The 18764-nt window shown below is 56.9% G+C and carries 16 protein-coding genes and 1 pseudogene; 6 read left to right on the forward strand and 11 right to left on the reverse strand.

Going from position 1 to position 18764, the window contains the following annotated elements:
• A pseudogene (locus HC757_RS17095) lies at nucleotides 1–221 on the forward strand (transposase); the annotation flags it as partial.
• Between the two features lie 992 nt (nucleotides 222–1213).
• Here the strand turns inward: HC757_RS17095 and HC757_RS17100 are convergent.
• From HC757_RS17100 to HC757_RS17115, 4 genes are all read right to left on the reverse strand, one after another.
• Entirely contained in the window at nucleotides 1214–1882 is a 669-nt protein-coding gene (locus HC757_RS17100) for a hypothetical protein (protein ID WP_169565608.1), read from the reverse strand.
• A complete protein-coding gene (locus HC757_RS17105) occupies nucleotides 1879–3243 on the reverse strand; it encodes a peptidylprolyl isomerase (protein ID WP_169565609.1) in 1365 nt (454 codons plus the stop codon). Before HC757_RS17105 ends, HC757_RS17100 begins: the two co-directional genes overlap by 4 nt.
• A gap of 1 nt (nucleotide 3244) precedes the next feature.
• Nucleotides 3245–4261, reverse strand: a complete 1017-nt coding sequence (locus tag HC757_RS17110; RefSeq protein ID WP_169565658.1) for a phospholipase C/P1 nuclease family protein — start codon at nucleotides 4259–4261, stop codon at nucleotides 3245–3247.
• A 243-nt stretch (nucleotides 4262–4504) separates the two neighbouring features.
• Nucleotides 4505–5797 (reverse strand): oligosaccharide flippase family protein, encoded by a 1293-nt coding sequence (locus HC757_RS17115; RefSeq protein WP_169565610.1) that lies wholly within the window; start codon nucleotides 5795–5797, stop codon nucleotides 4505–4507.
• Between the two features lie 376 nt (nucleotides 5798–6173).
• Here HC757_RS17115 and HC757_RS17120 point away from each other — a divergent pair, with 376 nt between their 5' ends.
• From HC757_RS17120 to HC757_RS17135, 4 genes are all read left to right on the forward strand, one after another.
• A complete protein-coding gene (locus HC757_RS17120; protein WP_169565611.1) occupies nucleotides 6174–6611 on the forward strand; it encodes an excinuclease in 438 nt (145 codons plus the stop codon).
• A 121-nt stretch (nucleotides 6612–6732) separates the two neighbouring features.
• Nucleotides 6733–7254 carry a DUF1697 domain-containing protein gene (locus HC757_RS17125; RefSeq protein WP_244623588.1) on the forward strand — a complete coding sequence of 174 codons (522 nt, stop codon included), beginning with the start codon at nucleotides 6733–6735 and terminating at the stop codon, nucleotides 7252–7254.
• Nucleotides 7255–7342: 88 nt separating this feature from the next.
• Nucleotides 7343–8362 carry an alpha/beta hydrolase gene (locus HC757_RS17130; protein WP_169565612.1) on the forward strand — a complete coding sequence of 340 codons (1020 nt, stop codon included), beginning with the start codon at nucleotides 7343–7345 and terminating at the stop codon, nucleotides 8360–8362.
• A gap of 99 nt (nucleotides 8363–8461) precedes the next feature.
• Nucleotides 8462–8761 carry a hypothetical protein gene (locus HC757_RS17135; protein WP_169565613.1) on the forward strand — a complete coding sequence of 100 codons (300 nt, stop codon included), beginning with the start codon at nucleotides 8462–8464 and terminating at the stop codon, nucleotides 8759–8761.
• A gap of 48 nt (nucleotides 8762–8809) precedes the next feature.
• Here the strand turns inward: HC757_RS17135 and HC757_RS17140 are convergent, their stop codons facing one another.
• On the reverse strand, nucleotides 8810–9700 hold the full coding sequence (locus HC757_RS17140) for a DMT family transporter (RefSeq protein WP_169565614.1): 891 nt from the start codon (nucleotides 9698–9700) through the stop codon (nucleotides 8810–8812).
• 190 nt (nucleotides 9701–9890) lie between these two features.
• Between HC757_RS17140 and HC757_RS17145 the strand changes: the two genes are divergently transcribed.
• Nucleotides 9891–10670 (forward strand): AraC family transcriptional regulator, encoded by a 780-nt coding sequence (locus HC757_RS17145; protein WP_169565615.1) that lies wholly within the window; start codon nucleotides 9891–9893, stop codon nucleotides 10668–10670.
• Nucleotides 10671–10703: 33 nt separating this feature from the next.
• Here the strand turns inward: HC757_RS17145 and HC757_RS17150 are convergent, their stop codons facing one another.
• From HC757_RS17150 to nosR, 6 genes are all read right to left on the reverse strand, one after another.
• Nucleotides 10704–11198, reverse strand: a complete 495-nt coding sequence (locus tag HC757_RS17150; protein ID WP_169565616.1) for a nitrous oxide reductase accessory protein NosL — start codon at nucleotides 11196–11198, stop codon at nucleotides 10704–10706.
• A gap of 8 nt (nucleotides 11199–11206) precedes the next feature.
• Nucleotides 11207–12025 carry an ABC transporter permease gene (locus HC757_RS17155; protein WP_169565617.1) on the reverse strand — a complete coding sequence of 273 codons (819 nt, stop codon included), beginning with the start codon at nucleotides 12023–12025 and terminating at the stop codon, nucleotides 11207–11209.
• Nucleotides 12022–13008, reverse strand: a complete 987-nt coding sequence (locus HC757_RS17160; protein WP_169565618.1) for an ABC transporter ATP-binding protein — start codon at nucleotides 13006–13008, stop codon at nucleotides 12022–12024. The genes HC757_RS17155 and HC757_RS17160 overlap by 4 nt, the downstream gene beginning before the upstream one ends.
• A gap of 4 nt (nucleotides 13009–13012) precedes the next feature.
• The gene (locus HC757_RS17165; RefSeq protein WP_169565619.1) at nucleotides 13013–14329 is read right to left on the reverse strand and encodes a nitrous oxide reductase family maturation protein NosD; all 1317 of its coding nucleotides are present in this window, start codon (nucleotides 14327–14329) and stop codon (nucleotides 13013–13015) included.
• Between the two features lie 155 nt (nucleotides 14330–14484).
• Nucleotides 14485–16380 carry a TAT-dependent nitrous-oxide reductase gene (gene nosZ, locus HC757_RS17170; protein ID WP_169565620.1) on the reverse strand — a complete coding sequence of 632 codons (1896 nt, stop codon included), beginning with the start codon at nucleotides 16378–16380 and terminating at the stop codon, nucleotides 14485–14487.
• 101 nt (nucleotides 16381–16481) lie between these two features.
• Nucleotides 16482–18581 (reverse strand): transcriptional regulator NosR, encoded by a 2100-nt coding sequence (gene nosR / locus HC757_RS17175; protein ID WP_211164478.1) that lies wholly within the window; start codon nucleotides 18579–18581, stop codon nucleotides 16482–16484.
• Nucleotides 18582–18764: the final 183 nt, after the last annotated feature.

Below are 18764 nucleotides of genomic sequence, written 5' to 3' on the forward strand. Positions count from 1 at the left end.
TTATCCGAGATGACAAGCGTGGCGCTATCGGTGAAAACAGCGCTAAGTTGCTAACAAGATTGAATATCCCGCAAGAAAACTGGCTAAGGCTCACCACTGAATTTGGCAAGCTGTTCCATGGTCCCGTTGGGACTCTGCAAGAACTCAGCAGCTATTGTGAACATTTAGAGAAGCGACGACGGCATTTCTCCGCCTGTTGTCGGCACCTCAACGCGGGCTGATGTTAACTTCATTTTTCAAGCGATACCTTTCAAGACCCCATCTTAGGAAATGGGTTCAGTGACCGATGCCAAAAATCACTGTTTTTGAATAAATTAGCCCTGTGGTGTCAATCTTCCCCGTTTGTATCCTGTTGAGTCGACTGTTTCTGGGCTAAACCACTTCCCCAGGCTTGAGCACTCACTGAAAGTGCATTATGTTGTTGTTTTAATATGGCTGGCCTCATACTACTTTGGCCTCATACTACTACTTTTGGAGTACCGGTGATTGATTTATGAAGACATTTTTATTTGACGACTTGTTAATTGGTGGGTGGGCGTACGCAAGACGGCGTGGTGCGTCAGACGATCGTGCTTGTAGTCTTGCTGTCGCTCAAGTAGGCGTGTTTATCATGTTTACTCTTACTCCTTGGCTAGTTCTGTTACTAAAGTATTTAAAGTTTGAAAACTCAAACATTATTTACTTGGTCATTGGTTTTGCAGTTATGTTAGGTATTACCTTTGAGATTTATGTCAGTAAGAAAGGTCTGTTTAGAGATATAGATTTTCACACGGAAGATGTAAGTAAGAGGATAAAGAAGTGTTCATATTTTTTCATTTTTTTATTTTTTTATATGCCATTATCAACCTACATCTCGTGGCCTATTATTAGGCAGCTCTAATTGGCAATCAGCCCCATTTCCTTGGGGCTTTTTCTTGCCTGAAACCGGGCAATTCGACCAGCAGCCTGGGCAGCGCTTTCCGGTAGAAGTGTTCAGTGTTCGCCAGCAGGGCGGGCAGTTTAGGGCAGCGCCGTTATCTGGTGACACCGGAGAAAATACCCAAGTCTGCTGATTTTTCTTGAGCATGACAACCAGAATACCTTGTCCTGTTTGCCGTCAGTGCCAAGAATTAATGAATGACAGGTGTAAAGTATCCATAACCGACTTTCTTCAATTTATTAAGCAAGCTTGAGCGGCAACTGTCGCTAAGGCTGGGCCGCTGAGACAGCTGCCCTAAGGCGCCGGCTCAAGCTCAGGATGGCTCAACAGCAAGGTATCAGCCTCTGTGGTCACCTGGCGCTGCATGGCCTGCAGGCGGGCTATCTTGTCACGGGCAAAGGCTATTTCGGCAGGGTCCATGCCCGCGGCTTCCGCCCTGGCGATGGCCTCTTCCAGCTGTTTGACCTTGGCAGGCACTGCATGGGCGAAGCGGCGCAGCAGTCCCTGGCGCTGGTCGGCGATGAAGCTTTGGTAGGCCTCAGGAGTGGCCAGTTGCTCCCGGGTCGGCATGGGCGCCAGAGTGCCGGCGCCTAGGGTTGGCGCCCTGGGATCGCCGGCATAGAGAGAAGCCTTGAGGCTGGCTAGCGCATCTGGGGCCAGTGGTTCCGCCTCAGCTGCTGCAACGTCCTTCTCTGCTTCAACAAGCTCTTCCTCCACCGGGAGCTGTCCATCAGGCCGCGGCTGTAGCTGTGGCCTGCCGCCGCGAGCGGCGCCAGGCATGGCCTGCCTGGGCGGCTGTTGCAGCCGATTCTGTACGGCCAGGGATGCAGTGGCAGCCTCCGGCGTCTGGCTCAAGATGAGATAGCCGCTAGCCATAAAGCCGACGACGAGCCCTATGCGACCGCCGAAGCGGCGCAGCCAAATGTGCCCCCCGGGCGCAGGCTTCGTCTGGCCTGTCTTCATTTGCCGTGCCTGCCTGTTTCGGGTCCGTTTATTCCGCCTCTGCTCGAGTTGCTCATGCCCGCAGTTTGCGCTGCGATCGCAGCCGTGCTCTTCTCCATGGTATAAGGCTTTTCGATATGAGGCCTGGCGCTATCAGGCCTTACGCTATCAGGGGTGGCGGCATCGGACCTGGCCAATCCCAAGGATTGGCGCAGCGCCTGCCATTGAGCCTTGGCCTTGAGGGCCGCGAGTTTACGCCTGGCGATGAAGGCGACCGTTTCGCTATGTTCAGGATACAGGCCGAACGCCTTGGCTCGGGTGCGCAGCAGCAGCCATTGCCCCTCTGGGCTGCGGATGGCTTGGCTCAGCCGCTCGGCGGGCAGGGCGGCGGCGAGGCTCGTCAACCAGTCCCGGCTGTTCCCCTCTTGTGCTTGGGCTCCGGCCAGGCTTATCCGGCCCGTGGCACTCGGGGCGGCCGGGTCCGCATTTGCCAGCTGGCGCCGCACTTCTATGGCCGCCGCTTGGGTATCGAAACGCCAGTAGTCGGCCCCCGCTTGTTCCAGACGGCGGAATAACTGCGGCTGTTGGCGGTAAAAGTCGCTTATCTCCTTGTCTGTTACCGCGGCCGCCAGCGCCGTCAGGCGGGGATTCTCCCCATGCTGCTCGGCGGCGACGCCATAGTAGCCGAGGATCTTGGGGTAGAGTTGCCTGGCGCGGACCAGGAAGCCCAGGGTGGTCAGCTCCCGCTCGGAGAGCGCCGCGGTTTCCAGCAACCAGTGACGCTGCTGATATTGGAATACCCTGCGCTCGAGCAGCTGTTGCAGAAACTTGCCATCCGCCTGCAGCAGCCGCAGCCTGCCTTGCACTGATTGTTCCTCGAATACTTGCCTCAGGTTCAAGGGGCCCTCGCCGGGAAACTGCACCAGCATGCGTTTGCCCAGTCTCTCCTGCTGACTTGGGGTCAGCTCATAGCCCAGGGGGTTGGCGTCGCCGATCAGGGCCTTGAGCTCTGCGGCATCAGGTATATTCAAATGTAGTGCCTCACGGCTGCCGGCGAGCCAGCGGCTGTCGGCTTTAGTGGGGAATAGCTGCTCCAGGGTGCGTGACAGGCTGGCGCGTTTCAGGTAAGCGGGATCGAAGCCAGTGCTGCTCTGCTGCCAGAGATTAACCCCCATGGCTTGGTCGTGATGCCGCGCCAGTCGCCACTGCTCCCGCATTTCCTGCTCGAAGGCGGCAAGGGTCATGGGCGTCTCGGCATTGGCCAGGGCATAGAGGCGAGCTTCCAATCCCCGGCTCAGCCAAGGTTCGGCTGTCATCTCATCGGCCCGGGATTGCCCCGGGACCAGGAGTAACAGCAGCGCTATCAACAAGACTGCTCTCATATCAGAACCTGTTGGTGGCGTGGTTGAGCAGCAGCACTACCATGGCGATGGCATGGGGGATCACCAGCCTGCCGACGGTGCGGCGCTCGGCATGGTCTTCGCTGTAAAGCACCTGACCGCCGTTGGCATAGGCGAAGTCACCGCCTTGGGTCAGCAAGGGGCGGATCTCCGGACTCTGGGGATCCAGAGGAGAGAAGTCTGCCAGCGCCGCTGTGACCAGCTCACTGTCGTTGAGCTGTTCGCCGTCATAGTAGTCGCGTACCCAGGATTCCCAGCTCGAGTGGTTGAGATCCGAGGTGGTCCACACATGATGGGGCTGCAACAGATCTGTGGTATGGAAGACGAACCCCAGGGATTGCACCGTTGGCTGCTGCCAGAATTGGTGGTACCAATACTGGCCCAGGTTATCTATGGGCTGGAAGGGGATCTTCTCGAAATCTTTGTACATGGCGTAGTTGGAACTGCTGCCCTGGCGATAGTGGGCTTCCGTGATGCCATAGCTGTTGTATTCGCTGTCTTCGGCACCGAACCAACCCGTTTGACCGCCGGCACCGTCATCCAGATGATCGCCCTTGAGCCAGGTGGCTGCCATGCTATCCACCGTGCCCCAGACGGTTAGCTTGTCGTAGTCGTAACCGCCAAAGTCATTGCCATGGGCATCCGGACCCTGGGTATGGTTCTGGAAGTGCCAATAGGAAGTGTATTTGACTATGCTCTCGGCAGAGCCCCAGAGGGGAGCCTGCACACAGTCCCCGGATACGGCACCACAGATGAAGGTATCTTCGAAGTCGTCCACATCGTAGGCACCCTGGCCCAGGCGTTCGCCCAGCTCATCGACACTGATGCCGGCGGCGTTGGCCATGGCCTGCAGCTTGGCGAAGTTGGTGCTCTGGGGATGGGCCTTCATGTAGTTGACTGCATCTATCACTATGCGTTTGTGGGTGATCTGACTGAAGGCACTGGCCTCGCCACAGAGCAGGGCAGAGGACAGGGCCGCCGCCAGCAGAAGTTTGTTCATCATGGTAAAACCCTTTTATGTTATTGGAATTTATTGAATATCATGCGGTAAATCGACGAGTATTTACTCGAACGCGGGCCAGTGTAGGAAGGGAAAATGACAGGTTTGCGGCAATTGGATGAAATCTAAACAGCAAAAATATGACATGGGCAACCGGCCACTCTCGAGGAGAGTGGTGCGGGCAGGGAGGGGGACCGGGATGCCCGAACGACAGTGAGTGGCTGAAAGTGGATTTAAGCGCGGCTAGCTGTTCTGGGCCGAATGCCTGTAGTAGCCCGCGGCTATCATGATGGCCGCCAGCGTCATGGCGATCAGGGTCGCGAGCGCCGCGCCGTCTATGCCATACAGGGGGATGAGCAAGAGGTTGCAGCCTGCGTCTATGACCAGGGTGACACAGCCGACCAGCACCACCAAGCTGCCTTTGCCCGCATACTGTAGCCAGGTGGAGGCGAAAGCGACCAGGGCCCACAGGCCATAGGCCAGGGTGAGGTAATGCAGCGCCTGCTCCGCCTGCAGAAAGCCGCTGCCAAACAAGGAGAGTAACCCGCCGCCCGCCATACCGAGGAAGAGGCTGAGCGCGAGCACTGTCAGCACTATGAGCCTCTGTCCCTGCCAGAATAGCGCCTTGGCACTCTGCCGGCCTTGCTCAAGCGCCGGGCCTATGAGGGGCAGAAACAGACCGGCAATGGTGACTTGTGCCACGGGCAGCATATGGGCCGTGGTCGCGGCGGCGGCGAAATAGCCGACCTCATGCTCGTCTCCCAGGGCCTCAAGCATGAAGAGATCCAGCTGGTTCAGCCCCAGGGTGATGAGCATGGCCAGCATCATGGGAACAGACAATTTCAATATCTGTGGGCCGGGAAATGCCTCGGGGCAGCGCGCCACCGTCAGCAGCCCCCGGCGGCGGATTTCATACCATTGCCAGGCGATGATGATGCCAACCGAAGCGGCGCCGCTGGCGATGACTTGCCAGAGTTCAACCTGGGTCAGGGCCGTCATCAGCATCAACAGCAAGCTGACCTTCAGCAGCGGCAAGGCAATTCGCCAGGGCAGGTTGGATGACATCAGGAGTTTGGCCGCTTGCAGTATCCGGCTCAGGAGTGCGCCTACGGCAATCAGCGGAATGGCGAACGACATCAGGAGCAGGGGATGGTGATCCCGGAGATCGGTCGAGCCTAGATGCAGCAAGCTGGCGATGCAGGTACAGAAAATGACCAGCAGGGAAAGTCCCGCCGCTATCCACAAATAGAAACGCAAAAACTCCCAGACGCTGCGGTTATCTCCCCGTGCCAAAGGCGCCGCCAGGACTCGCGGTGCGACCCTGTCCCCCCCGAGCAGCACCAGCACGCCCGTGAGCGCCGCGAAGGCGAAGGCCACCTTGTAATCGCCATATTCATGGGGCGGCAACGCCTTGCTCAGTGTCAGGTTAAACAGATAATCGGCCGCAAAGCCGAGCACCACGCTCAGCAGCATGACCAGGCTGCCCTGTTTCAAGTAGTCGCTGGCGGGTGTGGTGGCAATATCCGTATTTGGCATGGCTAATCCGAAGGCTGATGTGAGTTTATTCTTGATTGTTAAAGGATTATGTATTTATCTCCCGGTGTTGACAAGCCAACGGCAGAGATGGGTTCCAATGCTAAGCCTGGGCTCAGATGGCGTGGCAGCAGTATTTTCCTTCGTGTAGACCCTATGCGTCTGGTGGCCGTCGGGTGTTGCACGTCATTTGGCATACCCAGCAATTGTACAAAAAATAAAAAGTCTTTATAGTCATGGGGATAAAACATGGAACTCGACCTGTTAGCTGAGGTCGTCCGCTCGGTCACGGCTTAGTGTCAATAGGGCGGCGATGGCTCCTGGGCTCAGCGCCGCATGTATGCACTAATCACAATTTTATATAACGGAATTATATCTCATGAAAAAATATGCAGCCTTGCTAGCCTCCTCCTTGGTTATGTTGTCGTCTTCCTGCTACGCCAGAAATGATATAAGTGATTATTCAATCCAGGATGCGCTGAGTGTTGAGCAGGCCAAAATTAAACTTGGGGATGAGGTTGCATTTTATTTTGGTGATCAGAAATACGGCGAAACGGTTCAAGATTTTGGTGAATTTAAAACGAATAAGAAAACCAACGCCTTCAATAAATCTGATCTCGAAGCCTGTCAGTGGGTTTTCCTCTCCGCGATGATTACGCTGAAGGAAAGGGCGCTGAAGGAGGGGGCCAACGCCGTTGTCGATATCAAGTCCAATTACAAAGGGAATTTGACCTCCAGTAATGACACATTTCAATGTGGTGCCGGGACTTTCGTTAGCGGCGTGGCTTTGACTGGAAAAATGGTCAAGTTAAAGTAAAACCCTTGAACCATGGCCATGGTTCGCCCTGGGCCGCATCCGCCCATCTTGATGCGGCCGGCGGCAAGATGCCTCGTGGGTATTCGGGGCTTAATCCGGTACGCCACTCTAGTCTGAGGATATGATGAAGACCTATATAGTGTTATTCAGAGCCATCAATGTCGGTGGTAAAAATGTGCTGCCAATGAAGGAGTTGGTGTCCCTGCTCGAGGCTCTGGGGTTTGAGGGCGTTAAGTCTTATATCCAGAGTGGCAACCTCATCCTCAAGGGAAACAATCCGCCCGGGGCCGAGGTCGTCGCGGCGCTGGAAGCCAGATTCGGATTCAGGCCAGAGATGATGGCACTCGAGAAAGCCGAGTTTGATGCCTGTGTGGCCAATAATCCCTTCGTCGCGGCGGAGGGGAAAACCCTGCACTGCTATTTTTGTAACGAGTCGCCAAGGCTCAATCAGGAAAGGCTGGAGCGGTTGGTCGCGGACACGGAAGAATACCGCCTCATAGACAGAGTCTTTTATCTGCACGCCCCCAACGGCATAGGCAGATCCAAGCTGGTCGCCAACCTGGAGTCCTGCCTTGGGGTTAAAGCCACAGGCAGAAACCTCAATACTGTTAATAAGCTGCAGCAAATGTCTGCAAGCGTGTGATTGACCTTGCCGGTCGGGATGCCAATGCCATGGGTGTCGATTTGTCTCAAGGCGTGACTTGCCCGCCAGCGTCTGCCCAGGGGGTTAAATGACAGTGATAACCAAGCTAACCGCCCTGTTAATTTGTGCGCCGGTTATCTATCTGCTCATCTGTTTGCTGCTCATTTACTGGCCAATACAGAAAAAGACGGATGTGGAAAATTTCAATTACGCCTCCTTGAGCAAGAGTGCCGAACGGGTGGGGGTTGGGCAAGAGCAATGGATCGCGTTGAGGGATGGCAGCCAACTGTTTACCAGGGTCTATGAATCCAAGGCGAGTGCGACCCTGGTCTTGCTGCATGGCTCGGGTGCAGAAAGCAGATACCTGAGTCGCATAGCCTCATCTCTGGCGAGTGCCGGGTTATTCAGGGTTGTGACCCCGGATCTCAGGGGGCATGGGCGCAACGCGGGACGGCGCGGCGATATCGACTATATTGGCCAGCTGGAGCACGACATAGAAGATGTGCTTACTCATCTGCAGACAAAATATGCAGGCAGCAAAATAGTGCTGGGAGGGCATTCGTCCGGTGGAGGCTTGGCATTAAGGTATGTCGGCAGTGGTTTAGGCAAGCAACCCAGTGCCTTGCTGCTGTTCTCACCCTATCTTGGCCACGATGCGCCCAGCGTCAAACCCGATAGTGGCGGTTGGGTCACTGTGGCGCTGAAGCGCATAATCGGGCTTTCCATGCTGAATAAAGTCGGCATCAGCGGCTTTAATCATCTGGATGTGCTCAGTTTCAATCGCCCCGAGGCTTGGAACGACGCTTTGCAGCTCCCGGGTTATTCGTACCGTATGATGGTGAATTTCTCGCCCAATGACTACCTCGAAGATATTGCAAGCATTGCGGTTCCCACGCTGGTGCTCGTGGGGGAGAAGGATGAAAGCTTTTATCCGGAGCAATTCAAACCGCTATTCGATGCCTCGGAGGCAGACACTGAGGTGCACATAGTGAGCGACGCGAATCATATGAATATCATAGATAACAGCCAGTCGTTCGAATATCTGTCGGCTTGGTATAAGGCAGCAATCCAGCCACCGGCTGACGCATTATCGATTCACATGAAATGAGTCGCTGAATATATTGTGAAATTTCTCCACGCCCTGGCTCACCTAAATCAAACCTGCTAAACATCAGCTCAGAGCCAGGGTCTTGAGCCATAGGCTGAAATGCTTCAGCTTGGGCGTCACGGGCCGGTTGGGCGGCGTCACCAACCAGAAATAGTCACCCAATTCTACCCTCTGGGGCTGGGGCTGTCGGCCCACTTGTCTCACCCGGGGAGGCGCTGCCGTTTCGACAGGCTGATGGGCTTGCTCCTGGGGTTGCCTGCGCTCTACTTGTTGCCGAGCAACTTGCCTCTGAGCAACTTGCCTCTGAGCAACTTGCCTCTGAGCAACTTGCCTCTGAGTAACTTTCCTCTGAGTGATTTATGGCTGACCCACAGTGGCGCCTTCTGGCTGGGGCTGTGATCTCTGGCCTTAGCCGCCCGGCAATCACAGTGAGCCTGTACGGGGATTCTATGCCTGGGTGGCGATGGGCTTGGGTGGCTTGGCGGCCCCCTGGCGCTGGGCCAGCATGACCCCCACCAGCACCAGGGTGCCGCCCAGGTAATGGTAATGGCTGAGGCGTTCCCCCAGGCCCAGATGGGCCAGCAAGGCGGTGAGCAGCGGCATCAGATTGACAAATATCGAAGTGCGGGCCGTGCCCAGGGCCGCGATGGCTTTCATCCAGGCCCAAGGCGCCAGGATGGAGGCGCCGATGGCGGCGAAGGCGATCAGCGGCAATGACTCAGTGTCTATGCCTATGCTGCTGGCACTCCACAGCAGTGGGCTCAATAACAGCACGGCTATGCCTATCTGGACGTACACTGACTCCCAGGTGCTCAATGGCAGCGGCCAGCGTTTCAACAGCACCCCATAGAGGGCGTAGATCAGTGCGGCCAGCAGCAAGAGGAGATCGCCCTGGGTGACGCCATGGGTGAGTGTCGCCGGGTGGCCCTGGCTCAGCATGAACACCAGACCGGCGAGCGCGCAGCCGGTCCCCAGGAGGGCCAGCTTAGACAGGCGCTGCCCCAGCAGGGGGACGGCCAGTAACAGGCTGAACAGCGGCACCAGGGAGATGATCAAGGCCATGTTGGTCGCAGTGGTGGTGGTCGCGGCGAAATAGGCCAGGCTCTGGTTGAGCACCATGCCGAGTAGGGCGAGTAGGGTCAGTTTTGCCAGATGTGGGCTTATGGCCCGGCGACGGCGCCATACCTTGAGCGCCATGAAGGGACTCAGGAGCAGCAGGGCGAAGAACCAGCGATAGAAGGAGATGGCTTCCGGGGCTATGATGCCGACGGCGAGTTTGTTGATAATGGTATTGCCGGCCCAGATGACGACGGCCATCAGGGGAAATAGGTAAAACATAGGTTGCCTCAGTGAGTCGACCCGCCCGGGTCATCTGGAACAAAGCTTGTGGATTGAGATTATCTCAGGTCTTATATGATATAAATATCTGTTAGCGGACAGTGTCAGTCTGAGGTCGGACATTAATGGCCGCGTCAAAGGCCTCAATCCGCTGCCGCTGTGAATGCCGACCTTGCCCTGGAGCCCCGTTATGGCAAACATCTACCGGCCAACGCCGGGTTCGCAGGCCCCTGAGGCCGACGTCTTTTTCAGTCACAGGTTATTCAGCCCCAATACCACAGTGCCCATGCATAGCCATGCCTGGGGGCAGCTGCAGTTGGTCAGTGGCGGTGTTCTGGAGCTGGATGTCGAGGGCAAGCGTTATCTGTCGCCGTCCCAATATGCCCTGTGGGTCCCCGCCGGGGTGGTGCACGAGAGCTTCATGCGCCGCAGCATCAACTACTACTCCATGAACATAGTGCCGGAACTGGCCAGGTCTATGCCGGTCGAGACCTGCCTGCTGACGGTGTCGCCCATAATGCATGCCATCATAGCGGATCTGCGGCAGCGGGGGGTGACTGTGCCGCAAACGCCTGAGGATAAGAATCTGGTGAGGGTGCTGCTGGATCAGCTGGCCGGCGCCAGTGTGTCCCGGGCATTTCTGCCGAGCAGCACAGACAAGTTGCTGCAACCCATATTGGCGGCGCTGGAGGCCGCGCCGACCGACAACAGGAGTTTCGGTCGCTGGGCGCTGGAGTTGCATACCACAGAGCGCACCCTGGCCCGCCGCTGTCGACAGCTGCTGGGCATGAGCTTTACCGAGCTGCGCCAGCGGCATAAGTTCATCTATTCGCTGCAGTTATTGCGCCAGGGGGCGTCGATCAAACAGATCGCCCTGAGCCTGGGCTATAACCAGACTTCCCCCTATATCAGCATGTTCAAGAAATATGCCCAGTGCCCGCCGGAGCAGTATCGCCGTCGCCTGAGTTAGCCCATGAGTTAGCCCCTGAGTGCGCCGGTTCGGTTAGAGCAGCGCCAGGGGGATCTGTTCGAACCGATAAAGCGTACCGCCATGGGCCTTGGCAAAGGCTTGTGCGCCTGCCTCGTCGCCGAAGCTGGCCAGGGTCTTGCCCATGGCGCCGGTTTTGCTCGAACCTATGACATACCAGGCGCTGCGGGCATCGATGAAATGGCTGTCCAGCGGCGCTTCCCAGGGAGATTTGCTCATGTCATGCACATAGATCTCCTTCACCTGATGCCGATATTCGGGATCCAGCAGGAAGGTAAATAGATCCCGGGTAGAGCAGAACTTCTTCACAGTGTCCGAGGTCTTGGTATAGAGCTCGCCCTTGGGCCCGGGAAAGGTGCCTATGAGCATGCCGCAGAGGTGGCATTCATCCGCGCGCGCCATGGCCACGGCTTGACGGGGCTGGCTGTCTGCGTTCTGCTCGCCACAGGCAAGCAGCTGCATGGTCAGGAGGGTCAAGAGTAACAGTTTCAGTGGATACAGTTTTTTCATGCAGGGGCTCACAGGGTTTTCCGTTTGAAGATGAGGCTGGCGATTGCCAGTGGGGCCAGGACCCAGGCAAACATGATAAGCAGCAGGGAGGCTGCCGACCAACTGCTGTTGATCGCCACCGCCAGCACACCGTTGACATCTTTGGTGTCCAGTGCCGCCAGGTTGATCAGGCGGAAGAGATCGGCCGGGTTGAACATCATCACCTGCACCAGACTCTGTTGATCCAGGCCTTCCTTGATGCCGACCAGCGCCGCCAACAGGGCCAAGTCGAACACCAGCACGAAGAAGAACCAGACCACCAGGGCGATGCCGGCGGCCTTGGATTTCTCGTTAACCGACAGGCTGATGACATAGGCTATGCTGGTGAAACAGAGTCCCAGCAGGGTCGCGGTGAGAATGAACAGGCCGAAGGCGGGTAAGAGCCGGCCGAGCTCGGCCTGGCCGGTCAGGAGCAATGCCGAGCAGCCGAACCCCAGTATGGTTGCCAAGGTGATGATGGCGCCCTGACCGAGAAACTTGCCGAGCAGCAGCTGGGTATGGCTGAGCGGGTAGGTCAGCAACAGCAACAGGGTGCCGGATTCCTGCTCGCCGACGAAGCTGTCATAGCTGAGTAACAGGGCGATCAGAGGGATGAGGAACACCGCCAGGCTGGACAGGCTGGCGATGGTGGATGACAGGGATACCAGCCCCAATTCGCCCGATGCCGCCGAGCCGTAGTAACTCAATCCTATCGAGAGTATGGCGAAGATGGCGGTGATCGAGACCAACCAACGGTTTCTCAGGCCATCCTGGAATTCTTTGATGGCAACTGCAAGCACTGGACTCATTGGGGTTTTACCTCCGCCTGGGATTGGATGTTGGCACTCTGGCCGTCATTGTGGCCGCCATTGAGGCCGCCGGCGGACTTGGCTGTGTTGCCTGCTGCCGTGCCAAGATAATGTTGGTAGAGCCGGCCCAGATCGGCCGGCTCCAGCTGGAGATCCCTGAGTTCCGGATAGTCGAGCAGTTGTTTTACCACCGCCAGCTTGTCTTGTTCACTGACCTGCAGGTGTCCCTGGGCCACCAACAATTGGCTGAGGTTGGCATTCGCCTGCAGGGCGCCATTGAGCCCCTGGGTGCGAATGGAGACGGGCAAGTTGGCGTCCCGGCGTAACTGGGCCAGGGTGCCCATGGCAAGCGACCTGCCCCCGGATAAGATCATCGCCCTGTCTATGTGTTGTTCGACCCCGGGCAGCACGTGGGAGCAGAGTATGATGCTGGCGCCATCCCCCTTGAGTTGATCCACGCTCTGATAAAATTCCTGGGTTGCTGTGGGATCCAGCCCCACGGTAGGCTCATCCAGCAGCAGCAATTTGGGATCGCCGAGGAATGCCTGCGCCAGCCCCAGACGTTGACGCATGCCCTTGGAGTAGGTCTTGACCGGGCGGTCCATGGCCTGGCGTAGCCCAACCTTGTCCAGCAGCTCGCCGACACTGGCCACCTCGACGGCCTTGAGGCGGGCGAAGTAGGTCAGCACTTGCTTGCCCGTGAGCTGGTCGTAGAAGCTGACATTTTCCGGTAAATAGCCTATTTGCCTGCGTCCCTGCCAGGCCTGTTTGGATAAGGGGTCGACGCCAAACACCTTCGCCTGGCCTTCGCTGGCCTTGATGACTCCGAGAATGATCTTCATCAGGGTGGTCTTGCCGGCACCATTGTGGCCGAACAGACCCAGGACTTCGCCGGCTTGCAGCTGGAGGTCGATATTGTGCAAGACCCGGGTATGCTGGTACTGCTTACCCGTGTTGTTGAGTGAGACTATGACTGAGCTCATGGTATTAGTTATGCCCCGCTGTGAGTGCCTCGACCCGAGTCGGGGCGGATATTGGGTTGGGCGCCTGCATGAGAGGGAAGCTGTCCTTGATGCCGGCCGGCTTGAGCAGCGGAAATTGGCGCTGGATCCAGCGGAGGATCAAGATGGCCGGGCTGTCGAGCAACACCTTGGCCTCGGGATATTGCCAGACCAGCTTGTCTATGCCGTCGTTGGGCTCGAAGGGGGTATCCCCCTTGCCATCCCGGTTGAGATCCCAGCCCAGGTAGTTGCTCCAGAAGTTGCCCTGGCCGTCCTTGCTCCATTCCTGCTCGCGATTGGAGACGTATTTCACCTGCACCGGATTGTTGCTGAAGCTGTTGCCGTAAACCTGGGTATGCTCAGAACCCGCCGTCAGGTGAATGCCAATTTCGGCCGTATCTATGCTGTTGTAGCTTATGGTGTTATAGCCAGAGTTATAGACGAACAGGCCCTTGCCTTCGCGCCCCAGTACCTTATGCTCGGCCTTGGTCCAGACATGCTTAATCCGGTTGTGACTTATGGTCGACGAGGTGATGAAGTTCATCAGGAAACCATAGTCTTCGCTGTTGAGGCTGCGATTGCCCGTGACAGTGAGCAGGCGTGAACTCATCAAGGCGTAACCGGCGCGGATGTCGTAGGCGAAGTTATCCATCACCTTGTTGCTGTGGGAGTACATGTAGTGGACGCCATAGCGTAGGTCATGCATGGTGTTGTTTTGTATTATGTTATTCTGGCTGGAGATGATGTAGATGCCATCCCGGGTCTGGCCGATATCGTTGCCCGCCACCTCGGCGTCCTGCACTGCCGACAGCTGGATGCCGTTGCCCCTGTCTGCGGATCTCAGCTCAGGGTTGCCGCGGATCTGGTTATCCAACACCTTGAGTTGCCGGCCTTTCTGCAGCCAGATGCCGAAGCCGTCGCCTCTGAGGCTGTTGTGGCGAATGATGATGTCGCTGGCCTGTTTGTCGGAATAAATGCCGGCATTTTGCGCCGTCAGATCATGGCCCCAGTTGATGATCTTGAGGTTCTCTATGCGTATGTTGGAGCCCAGCAGCAGCAGGGCGTGATCTTGGCCGCCGGCGTTGATGACGGCACTGCCCGGTGTGTCTGTGGTGAGGCTGATGCCGTGGCGAATGACGAAGTTGCCCTTATATTCGCCGGGCGCCAGGCGGATGATGTCCCCGTCTGTCGCCGAGTCGAGCAGGGCCTGCAGCCCGCCATTCGGGGTCGCCTCCAGGGTCTGTGCCAGCGCCAGTGCGGGCAGGCAGCAGAGCAGTAACCAGGGCAGGCGCAGTGTTAGCATATTAATCAGATGTAGCCCCCTAGCCGTCCGGTTTCAAAAGTCATTTGGTCTTGAAAAGTGCTTCAGTGTCAAAGGGTTTGTCGCTCGCTATCGCAGGCGTAAACCTAAAAAAGTCCGGGTGGCGCCTGCGTCGGCGGGCGCCACCCGGGCCCGGCTTAGGCTTCTACCAGCATACGGCCGCGCATTTCCATGTGCAATGCGTGGCAGAACCAGTTGCAGTAATACCACTGCACGCCCGGCTTATCGGCGATGAAGGTGATGGAAGAGGTGGCCTGAGGGCCAATTTCCATCTGTACCCCATGGTTGGTCATACAGAAACCATGGGTCACGTCTTCCACCTGGTCCAGGTTGGTGACCACGACAGTGACTTCGTCGCCCAGCTTGACCTTGAATTCGGACAGGCCGTAGGTGGGGGCGATGGAGGTCATATAGACTGTGACCTTGTTGCCCTTGCGTATGACCTTGTTATCGGCCATCAGGTTGACCCCGTCTTGCTCGGCCATGGCAACCGTCTCGGCGAAGATGGGATCGTCACGGGTCCAGAGCTTCTGCGGCTTGAGCTTGCTGCGGTGCACCATGATGCAGTCATGGGGCTCGGCGAAGGTCGGACCGTCGTGAACCAGTTTCATCTCATCGCCGGAGATGTCGATCAGTTGATCGTTCTCCGGACGCAGCGGGCCAACGGGCAGGAATCTGTCCTTTGAGAATTTACATAATGAAACCAACCATTTACCGTCGGCATCACGGGTCTCACCCTGGGAGGTATGGTTGTGGCCCGGTTGGTAATGCACATCCAGCTTCTGGCGCAGGTAGTTGACCTTCTCGCCCTTGTAGGCCCTGATCGCATCCTTGACGCTCCACTTGGCGATCTGGCTGTCGAGGAAGAGTGTGGTATAGGCGTTGCCTTTGTCGTCGAACGCCGTATGCAAGGGGCCCAGGCCCAGTTCGGGTTCCGCAACTATGGCATCTCTTGGCTGGATCTTGTCGTTGAAGAGCGCGTCCAGTTTCTTGATGGAAATCACAGATACCGTCGGCGACAGCTTGCCGTTGGCAACGAAATATTCGCCATTGGGCGAGGTGTTCAAACCATGGGGTGACTTAGGCACGGGAATGTAGCGGGTGAGTTCCGAGCCCTTGCGGCCGTCGAGCACGGGCACCTTGTTGCCATTGTAGGTCTTGAACTTACCGGCCTTCAAGGCGGCTTCACAACGCTCCAGGCTGAAGACCACCACATGATCCCGCTCCGAGGCGATCATGTCGGACAGTGTCATGCCCATCTCTGAGTTATAGCAGGTAGAGGCGAAGTACTTGCCGTCGTAATCCGCGTCCGTGTTGTCCAGGTTACCGTCGACCATCACCTGAAACGCCACTTCCATCGTCTCGGCATCTATGACGTTGAACAGTGAGCGGTAGCTGCTGACATCTTCCAGGCTGCCCTTGCCGTCGTTGTTCATGGGGATCTCGAACTCGCCGTTACAGATCACATATTTGGTATAAGGCACCTTCTGCACCCGCAGACCGTGAATGGCCTGCACGTTTGGCACAGTGATCATCTTGTCCGTCTTCATCACGTCGCAACGAATACGGGCCACACGTGAGTTGGCCTTGTCGTTGATGAACACATACTTGCCGTTGTATCTGCCGTCTGTCATCGACATATGGGGGTGATGGGAGTCGCCGGTCAGCAGGTGGGCACTGTCGCCCTTGATGCGTTTACTCTCGTTGGTCAGACCCCAGCCGGTGGCGCTGTCGGTGTTGAACACGGGAATGCGCATCAGTTCACGCATCGAAGGGACACCCATGATGCGCACTTCACCCGAATGGCCGCCACTCCAGAAACCATAGTATTCATCCAGCTCACCCGGATGCACCACTGGGCTGTTGGCCGCCTCGGCGGCGTTGGCCTTGGCCATGGTGGCGAACATGGTCGCCGTCATGGGTGCGGCGACGGCACCGGCCCCCAACAAGGCTGTGCGACCGATAAAGTTGCGGCGTTCCGCACTCTGCAAGCCTGACTTCTTATCCTGACCTGTATCATCATTGTTGTGCATGGCTAACTCTCCGTACTCTGTTGATTTTAGGTATTACTGCTTGGTGTTCTGCGTTCTATCTTTCCCGGGACGCCAAAGTGCCGGGTCTTGCTCGACTGCAATCAGTCTGTCACCCGGGTTGGAATGGGATGTTCCTGATAACGGTTTTTCTTGTAGGCCTGCTTCTTCAATGGCGGGCACTTCTGGTCATTGAAATAGGTGATCTGGCAATCCAGGCAGTAGTGGCATTCGCGCATGTTGATCACCCCATCGGGTGCTATCGCCTGGATCTCGCATTCCTTGGCACAGGTCTTACAGGGGCTGCCACATTCGGGGCGCCGCTTGAGCCAGTTGAATAAGCGCACGCTGTTGCTGACGGACAATGCCGCCCCAAGCGGGCATAGGTAGCGGCAAAACGTCTTGCGATTGAACAGGTTAAGCAAGATCAAAAATAGTGCCCAGGCGATGAATGGCCATTCGCGATCGAATTTCAGCAGGAAAGTGGTCTTGAACGGCTCGACTTCGGCGAACTGTTCCGCCATCGCCACTGAATCGAGGGAAATACCAAACAGCACCAGGAGAATGAGATATTTGATCGCCCACAGGCGTTCGTGCACCGCATAGGGCAGTTCGAACTGGGGGATCTTGACATAGCGGGCGAAGGTGTTGACCAGCTCCTGCAGGGCCCCGAAGGGGCATAACCAGCCACAGTAAACCGCCCGGCCCCAGAGCAGCATGGTCACGGCCGCGGCGCACCAGAGGATGAAGATCACAGGGTCGAGCAGGAAGAGATCCCAGGAAAAGTCCTTCATCAAGGCATGCAGGAAGGTAAACACATTCACCACCGACAACTGTCCGCCCCAGGCCCAGCCGATGAACACCACAGTGATCGCCAGGAAGACATGACGCAAGTTATGCATGAAGCTGGGATGGCGCACCAGTACATCCTGGAAGAAGAGGATCAACAGCAACACCAAGATCAGGCTGGTGAGCACTATCACCTGGGGCCGTTTGTCGTGCCAAATCTGCTGGGTCAGTGTCAGTTCCGGCGCCGGCACTATGGCGGCAGGGGTATCGACATACTTGGCCAACATCTGGTAGTCGCCCTTGAAGCTGGTGAAAATGCTGTCGACGGCTCCGGTCTGACGCCGCACCAGCAGCTCCAGCTGCCAGTTGGCCCCGGGATCGAAGGCCTGTTGCCGGCTAATCCTGAATACCGACATTTCCTGGAAGTGCGGCGCACCTTGGATGTATAGGTCGGTGATGCGGTTATGATCCAGATCGCGGAACGAGATGGCGTTGTCATTCTGATGTACCTGGATGCGGTCGAAAATGCCACCACGGACATAACCCGAACCCTTGAAGGAGTAACCATTGCCGAATAAGGCGACCAAGTGTTCGCCCGGCTTGAGGGTCGACATCAACCACAGGTAATCGGCCTCACCGAACAGGTTCTTGCCTATGCTGGGGATGTCGGCCAGGGTGTAATAAATTTCGGCGAAGCTATCCTGTTTCTGCGCCGGGGAGGCGGCATCTAGGTGTTCGGCCTCTGTGCCTACGAACGCCTGATCTACCGTTTCCCGGGTCAGATAGAGGCGGCGGATGGAGCCATCGCCCGTGAGTTGTTGCCAGTCGGCGGGGGCGAACAGAGCCGATTTGACTGTGGAGATGGGCTGAATAATGTCGGAAGTGTGCTTGATGATCCCCAGGGACTGGGCCACCTTGGTGGCGGCCTTAGTGATGGCGGTATTCATCACCATCACGGTCACAGTGGCGCCCGACAGGCCATCGACCGCCACATAGCCTTCGTTGGTATTGCCACCCACCTTTAACCTGTCCTGAACATGCAGGCCCTGGTATTGGCTGATGAAGTCCCAGAGTTTGTATTCGGGAATACCGGCGAGAATGATGGGTTCATGGTGCTCCAGCACCTTGGCATCCAGGTACTGCCCCTGAGGGTCTATCGCCACCAGCATGTTGACGGGTTCGCCCGAGTAGGCGGGTATTCTGGCTATGTCATTGGTCTCGAAGGCGTAACCCAGGACTTGCTGATCTTCGTATATGGTCCAAACCGGGATCTCGCCTTGCTTCTCGGAGATCTGGGTGGCGTCGCCGAAGATCTCTTGGATCAAGGGCTCGGGCGCCTTGGGCGGGCTGACAAAGAGGGCGTAACTCGGTGTACTGACCGCCAGGAGGAGCAGAATTGCAGTGAACAAGCCCAGGACAGAGTGGCATGAGACGCGGTAGTGAAACACGAGGAAGCTCCTGCAGCATTAATTTCACCCTGTGACAAAATGTCGCAGGTCGGAAGTTAATTTGCATTCTACGCGCATGACCTGGTGCATTAATGATTGAGATCAATAAATGCCATGAAAGCTAAGTCTATGATAAAACCCATAATATTA

Source organism: Shewanella salipaludis (assembly GCF_012911865.1).
In the GTDB taxonomy this organism is placed as follows: domain Bacteria; phylum Pseudomonadota; class Gammaproteobacteria; order Enterobacterales; family Shewanellaceae; genus Shewanella; species Shewanella salipaludis.